2 protein-coding genes are annotated in these 1107 nt (G+C 66.6%); both read right to left on the reverse strand.

The genetic code is table 11. The features are described 5' to 3' along the window. A partial coding sequence (locus tag ABEA87_RS42145) for a hypothetical protein (protein WP_345639414.1) occupies positions 1–286 on the reverse strand: 286 nt, incomplete at its 3' end. A gap of 146 nt (positions 287–432) precedes the next feature. Then, a partial coding sequence (locus ABEA87_RS42150) for a hypothetical protein (RefSeq protein ID WP_345639415.1) occupies positions 433–1107 on the reverse strand: 675 nt, incomplete at its 5' end.

Raw genomic sequence — 1107 nt, forward strand, 5'->3', positions numbered from 1 at the left:
CGTTGCCACCGACCACGATCACCGCATGAGGCCGCGCCGCCTTGATCCGCGCCGCTACCGCCATGGTCTGTGGGCGGTTCCAGAAGTACACCGTGAACGCGACGACGAACGTCGCATCCGGGTCGTCGGGAAGTACGGCGTCCACTAGGGCGGCTTGTCTCTCGGCCGTCCCCTCGACCACGTGCTTGCGCACCTCGACGCCGGACGCCACATCTGGAGCAGCTGCCAGTGCGGCATGGAGATACCCGAGTGTCGGGCTGTAGCGATGCTCCTCGAGCAGCGACACTTCAACCAAGTGGACTGGAATCACAGTGACGGCCCCCTGAACGGGACCGAGCGCGGCTGGTCACCCGTGTCCCACCTAGACAATGCGAAACGTGCGAGATCGTGAGCTCGAACCAGTAGCCCCATGGGCGCGACGTAGCGACTGCGTCAGCTGGCCACGCCCGCCCTTTCGGCCGCTCCGCTGAGCAATGTGACCTTGCCCTCCCAGAGCAGCCGGCCGAAGCCTTGAGTCAGCATGAGGTCGAGCGTGCTTAACCACATCCGTCGGCCCCGGGCATTGCGTGCCCAATCGCGGGGAGAGGTGAAGCGGCCGTGCACCACTTCGGCGTCGGGGTCGAATCCCCAGTCCGGTACGTCTCCGCTCTCCACGAGCACTGCCAGAGCGCGGGGATGGACGGCGAAGAAGCCAGACAGCGTCTTGCCCACGAGTGAGGAGCGCCAGATGCTCCCGCCGGCGAGGTCCAGCATGCGTACGCCGGACAGGAGTTCGATGCCGGGGCGACCGGCGAGGCCGAAGCGCTCGATCAGCGCCTTGCTGACCGACTCCAGGATCTCGCGGTGCTGCGTCGCGTCCCGTAGCACCAGCCGCACCGTCGCCTGGTAGTACAACTCCTCGTAGGTGGCCTCGCCGAGGATCGAGAGAAGCAGTTCCTCGTCGAACCTGGCCGGATCGTCGAGCGCTTCGGCGTGGTTGCGCTGCACTTCGGTCAGGCCAGGGCAGGGGACCTCACCGGCGTCGATCAGGTCGATGATGGCGTCGACCAGGTCGACGATGCGGACGCCGCCGACGTGGGAGAGATAGCGCAGGGTGCACCGCATGCT

Origin of the sequence: Rugosimonospora acidiphila (assembly GCF_039543385.1) — a bacterium.
Classification (GTDB): domain Bacteria; phylum Actinomycetota; class Actinomycetes; order Mycobacteriales; family Micromonosporaceae; genus Rugosimonospora; species Rugosimonospora acidiphila.